Here is a 5,475-nt window from a genome sequence, read left to right as displayed (position 1 = left end):
TACGCCGGCGGAGCGTCGATCCGGTACGCCGGCGGAGCGTCGATCCGGTACGCCGGCGGAGCGTCGATCCGGTACGCCGGCGGAGCGTCGATCCGGTACGCCGGCGGAGCGTCGATCCGCGGAGTCGAGTTCGAAGCCCCGCTGCTCATCACGGTCTTGGTGATCTGCATCGTAGTCACCTCCTCTCCTACAGGCGATGGCGCGCAGTGGCCCGGACATTCACATGCGTCCGGGCTCGCATGTCATGTCACTGTAATCGCCATATGGCTACTGATAAATAGTGCCGACAATGCCGACTGAGGCGGCCTCTGAGAGATACGTACGACGCAGAGAGGGCCCCGGTGCTCCGGGGCCCTCTCTGCGTGGTCCAGGCCCAGGCCGTGCTTCATCTCGCGGTAGTCGTGTTCGATCGCCCGGGGGATCCTCCCTGCGGGCCGCACCCGCAGGACACGGAACCTGGAGCGCATCGCCCCGCGGCTGCCCTGGCGACGGGTGACCTGCCGAAACGCCCGGGCCCGGGCGGCCGCTTCCCCCACGGCCGCCCGGGCCCGGGGCGTGCGCGGGCGAGTGGGGTGAGGGGCCCGACCAGGAGGCGCACCGATCTTTCACAGGTCGGGCGGATAGCGGGGGCAGGGTGGGCCGATCGGTGTGCCGTAGGTATAAAAATGACCAAACCGGGGCGCTTTCCAAGAGATCTCTCATGGACGCAGCCGAAGGTTGCCGACCATGGCTATCAATGTCCTCACCACCCCCAGGGAGACCCCGTCTCCCCCGCCGCGTGGCCGCCGAGCCCCGTGGACGTCACCCGACGACCAGCCCGGCTACGCCCGGCCCGTGCTGCTCGGGATCGCGGCCGTCGCCGCCGTGCTGTACGCGTGGAACATCGACCAGAGCCAGTACCACAGCTTCTACGCCGACGCCGTGCGCAGCATGACGGAGAGCTGGAAGGCGTTCGTGTTCGGGTCGTTCGATCCGGCGGGCACGATCACGCTGGACAAGCTGCCCGGGTTCCTGTGGCCGCAGGCGCTGTCGGCGCGCGTCTTCGGGTTCCATCCGTGGGCGCTGACCCTGCCGCAGGTGGTCGAGGGCGTGCTGTCCGTCCTGGTGCTGTACCGGGTGGTGCGGCGGTGGGCGGGGGCCAACGCGGGGCTGCTCGCGGCCGCGGCCTTCACGCTGACGCCGGTGGCCGCGGGGCTGTTCCGCACCGCGGTCGAGGACGCCGCCTTCACGCTGCTGCTCCTGCTCGCGGCGGACGCGGCGCAGCGGGCGGCCCACACGGCGCGGCTGCGTCCACTGCTGCTGGCCGGGGTGTGGGTGGGGCTGGCGTTCCAGACCAAGATGCTGGAGGCGTGGGCGGTGCTGCCCGCGCTCGCGGCGGTGTACCTGCTCGCGGCGCCGACCAGTCTCCGGCGGCGGGTAGGGCACGTCGCGCTGGCCGGGCTGGTGACGGTGGTGGTGTCGGCCTCGTGGATGCTGGCGGTCACGGTGACCCCGGCGCAGGACCGTCCGTACGTGGACGGCACGACGGACAACTCGGCGTTCAGCATGGTGGTCGGCTACAACTTCCTGAACCGGTTCTCCTCGCTGGGGATGAGCGCGGCACAGACGGGCAGCGTGCAGGCGGTCCGGGGCGGCGGCGGGGGCGGGGGCCACGCCGGCGGGGCCGGTGCGGATGGCGGTGCGGGTGCCGGTAAGGGCTCGCACGGCGGTCAGGGCACGCAGGGCTCGCAGGGTTCGCCGGCGCAGGCCTCGGCCCAGGGCCAGGGCCAGGGCCCCGGCGGCTGGGGTGGTCAGGGCGGCGGTGCGGACGACGGCGGCTGGACGAAGATGTTCGGCTCGCAGTTCGCCCCGCAGACCGGATGGCTCTACCCGCTCGCCGCTGTCGCACTGGTGTGCGGGCTGGCCTGGCGGCGCGAGCCGCGCACCGACGTGCTGCGGGCCGGCTACGTCCTGTGGGGCGCCTGGCTGGGCGTGTTCTTCCTGGTCTTCAGCGCGGGCAGCGTGGGCGGCCACAGCTACTACATGGGTGTGATCGCCGCTCCCCTGGCGGCCCTGGGCGGCGCGGGGACGGTCCTGCTGTGGCGGGGCTTCCGCGAGGGCGGCGCGCGGGCGTGGGCGCTTCCCGCCGCGATCGCCGGGACGGTCGCCTGGTCGGCCTACCTGGCCCGGGATTTCCCGACCTTCCTGCCGTGGCTGGCGCCGACCGTGATCGGCCTGGGCGTCGTGGCGCTGGCGCTGCTCGCGGCGGTCGCGCTCAAGCGTGTCACCGGGCAGGGGTTCGCGCTGGCGGGGCTGCTGGCGGGCGTCGCGGCGATGCTGGTCGCGCCGGGTGCCTGGGCGTCGTCGGTGCTGAGCTCGGCGTACGGCAACTCGGGCATGGGCACCGTCGGCCCCTCCGGGGGCGGGCACGGCGGGGGCGGGCGGCACGCGTCGCCGAAGGGGTCCACTGCTGCCACGGCAGCGCTGCGCGCGCAGTACGGCGGGGGCGGTGGCGGGTTCGGCGGTTCCTCGGAGCACCTGACGGCGCAGGAGCAGGCCCTGTTCGACTACCTGCAGGCCCACCGGGGCGGCGCCCGCTACCTGTTCGCCGCCTCCAGCTGGAGCGCCGCCTCGCCGTTCATCCTGGCGACGGGCGAGGAGGTCCTGCCGATGGGCGGCTTCAGCGGCTCGGCCCCGTCGCCGACCCTGGGGGAGTTCCAACAGCTGGTCGGCAAGGGCGAGTTGAGGTACGTGCTGCTCAGCGGCGGCGGCCGGCGCGGTGGCGGTGGCGGCGGCGAGCCGTCGGGTACGACGACGGCCGCGGAGATCCAGTCCTGGGTGCGGAGCGCCTGCACCCAGGTGCCGACCACCGACGTGCTCGGCACGGCGCCCGCCGCGGCGCCGGCGGCCGGCGGCGGGCGGGCCGATGACGGCGGCGTCATCGGCCAGCAGCTCTACCTCTGCACGCACGCGGGCTGAGAACCGCCCCGGGAGGCCGACTTCACCGGCCCCCCCGGGGCCCGGCGGCCGAAGCCCCGGGGCACGGCGCGGGCCGGCGGTGTCGGGGCCGCCGGATAAGGTGTGCCGCCCATCTGACGGCGAGTGCGAGCGAGGGGGCACGGGGTGGGGCACGGCGGTACGGGCGTGGTGGGCAGTACCACCGGGCGCGACAGCGGCCGCCCACCCCGGGCCGTCCGGGGCGGATGCGGCGCTCAGGCCTCGAGCAGCCCGGTGACCGGGCGGACGGCCTCCGGCCCCTCGACGAGCAGGCCGCCTCGAATACCGGCGCCACCTGGAGCCGGTATGCCGTCGGCGGCCACTCACGCGGATCTTTGCAGGAGCGTGCGCAGCGTGTTGAGGCAGGCGGCGATCGCGGGTTCGTGTGCCGTGTCGTGGCGAACGGCGATCTCGATCGTGCGGGCGAGGGTGCCGTCAGTGACCGGTCGCGCAATCAGTGCGGGCGGTAGGTGTGTGGCCGCCATGCGGGGGATCAGGGTGGCGTGGCCCGCGCTTTCGGCGAGAGCGATCATGGTGGAGAAGTCGGTGCAGATGTTCCTCACCTGGGGAGTGAACCCGGCTGACCGGCAGGCTTGGAGGACGGCGTCCCCGCACGCGGTCTGCGCCGGGGCGGTGGTCCACAGTGCGTCTGCGAGCTCCCGCAGGGCGATGGGAGAGCGGGCCGACAGGGCTGCGGGGTGGTCGCGGGGCAGGACGGCGACCAGGGGGTCGGTTCGCAGCGTCCGGGTTTCCACGCCCGCGGGTGGGGGCGTGGCCAGATTGTCATACCGATAGACGAGCGCGAGGTCGGCACGGCGCTGGAGCAGCAGTCGTACGGCAGCCTCGGGTTCGGCCTCGGTGATGTGGAGCTGTACATCCGGACAGGTGCCTTCCAGAGCCTTCCCGAGAGGTGCGGCCACCGGTGCGAGGGCACTGGGGAAGCAGGCGAAACGCAGGGGGCCTGCGGGGTTCTCGGCCTCGGCATGCAGGCGGATGCGAGCGCGCTCGAGAGCTGCGAGCACGTGCTCGGTATCCCCGTTCAGCCGGCGACCCGAGGCCGTGAGGTGGATGGAACGGCCGGTGCGTTCCAGCAAGCGGGTTCCGGTCTCCTCTTCCAGCAGCCGCAGCTGCTGCGAGACGGCGGAGGGAGTAACGCCATGGAGATCGGCCACGGCAGTCACCGTGCCGTGCACCTCCAGGTCACGGAGCAGAACGAGTCGTCGCACATCGAGCATCAGTCGATCTTAAACATGAGTTGTAGGAGATGTAGCTGGACACAGGGACACGTGCACGGCGACCCTGACTGCTTCAGCCCAGGCCCCGAGCAGTGCCAGGAGAGTTCCGTGCGTGCCACCGTGATCCACGGCCCCAACGACATCCGGATCGAGGAGGTGCCCGACCCGGTCGTCCGCCACCCCACCGACGCGGTGGTCCGCGTGGTGAACGCCTGCATCTGCGGCAGCGACCTGTGGGCGTACCGCGGTGTGGCGTCCCGCACGGCGGGCCAGCGGATCGGCCACGAATTCCTCGGCATCGTCGAGGCGGTCGGCTCCGAGGTCCGCGACTTCCGCCCGGGCGACTTCGTGGTCGCCCCGTTCGTCTGGTCCGACGGCAACTGCGACTTCTGCCGCGAGGGCCTGCACACCTCCTGCCCGCAGGGCGGCTTCTGGGGCGAGGTCGGCTCCGACGGCGGCCAGGGCGAGGCGGTGCGGGTGCCGTTCGCCGACGGCACCCTGGTGCAGCTGCCCAAGGAGACCGCCGGCGAGGAGAAGCTGCTGCCCGGTCTGCTCGCGCTCTCCGACGTGATGAGCACCGGCCACCACGCGGCCGTGACGGCCGGCGTGCGTCCGGGCGCCACCGTCGCGGTGGTGGGCGACGGCGCGGTCGGCCTGTGCGGCGTGCTCGCCGCCCAGCGGCTCGGCGCGGGCCGGATCATCGCGCTGGGCCGGCACGAGGCGCGCACCGCCATCGCCCGCGCCTTCGGCGCCACCGACGTGGTCGCCGAGCGCGGCGACGACGCCGTCGAGGCGGTCAAGGAGCTGACCGGCGGCCAGGGCGCGCACGCCGTGCTGGAGGCCGTCGGCACCGAGGAGTCGATGCGGACGGCGATCTCGATCACCCGCGACGGCGGCGCGGTCGGCTACGTGGGCGTACCGCACGGCGGCAGCGCCGGCGTCGACATCGGCCAGATGTTCGACCGGAACGTGTCGCTGCGCGGCGGTGTCGCCCCGGCCCGCGCCTACATCCCCGAGCTGCTGCCCGACGTCCTCTCCGGCACGATCGACCCCGGCCTGGTCTTCGACCGCACCGTCGACCTCGACGGCGTCCCGGACGGCTACCAGGCGATGGACAACCGCACCGCGCTGAAGGTCCGCATCGCCTTCTGACGTTCCGCCACGCCCATCGCGCCCCGGGCCGACCGACGGGGTCTACGTCTGATGGGCGGCGTTCTCGTCCTGACCGCCGTCCTGGCCCTCGTCACCTACCTCCTGGTCCGCT

3 protein-coding genes are annotated in these 5,475 nt (G+C 73.2%); 2 read left to right on the top strand and 1 reads right to left on the bottom strand.

Features of this window, described 5'->3' with window-relative positions; translation table 11 throughout:
- The first annotated feature begins 726 nt into the window (after positions 1 to 726).
- Complete coding sequence (locus tag ABZW30_RS45615) at positions 727 to 2,958, top strand: glycosyltransferase family 39 protein (RefSeq protein ID WP_355677244.1); 2,232 nt, start codon at positions 727 to 729, stop codon at positions 2,956 to 2,958.
- Positions 2,959 to 3,299: 341 nt separating this feature from the next.
- On the opposite strand, the gene ABZW30_RS45610 is transcribed toward ABZW30_RS45615, so the two are convergent.
- Positions 3,300 to 4,211 (bottom strand): LysR family transcriptional regulator, encoded by a 912-nt coding sequence (locus ABZW30_RS45610; RefSeq protein ID WP_355677243.1) that lies wholly within the window; start codon positions 4,209 to 4,211, stop codon positions 3,300 to 3,302.
- 108 nt (positions 4,212 to 4,319) lie between these two features.
- Between ABZW30_RS45610 and ABZW30_RS45605 the strand changes: the two genes are divergently transcribed.
- On the top strand, positions 4,320 to 5,363 hold the full coding sequence (locus tag ABZW30_RS45605; protein ID WP_355677242.1) for a zinc-dependent alcohol dehydrogenase family protein: 1,044 nt from the start codon (positions 4,320 to 4,322) through the stop codon (positions 5,361 to 5,363).
- The last annotated feature ends 112 nt before the right edge of the window (positions 5,364 to 5,475 follow it).

This window comes from Kitasatospora sp. NPDC004669, assembly GCF_040609455.1.
Lineage (GTDB): Bacteria > Actinomycetota > Actinomycetes > Streptomycetales > Streptomycetaceae > Kitasatospora.
This window is presented reverse-complemented; position numbering and strand designations above follow the sequence as displayed.

What these genes read in the sequence shown, in the direction of transcription:
- ABZW30_RS45610 (WP_355677243.1), bottom strand. Translation starts at nt 4,211, where the DNA reads ATGCTCGATGTGCGACGACTCGTTCTGCTCCGTGACCTGGAGGTGCAC.
- ABZW30_RS45615 (WP_355677244.1), top strand. Translation starts at nt 727, where the DNA reads ATGGCTATCAATGTCCTCACCACCCCCAGGGAGACCCCGTCTCCCCCG.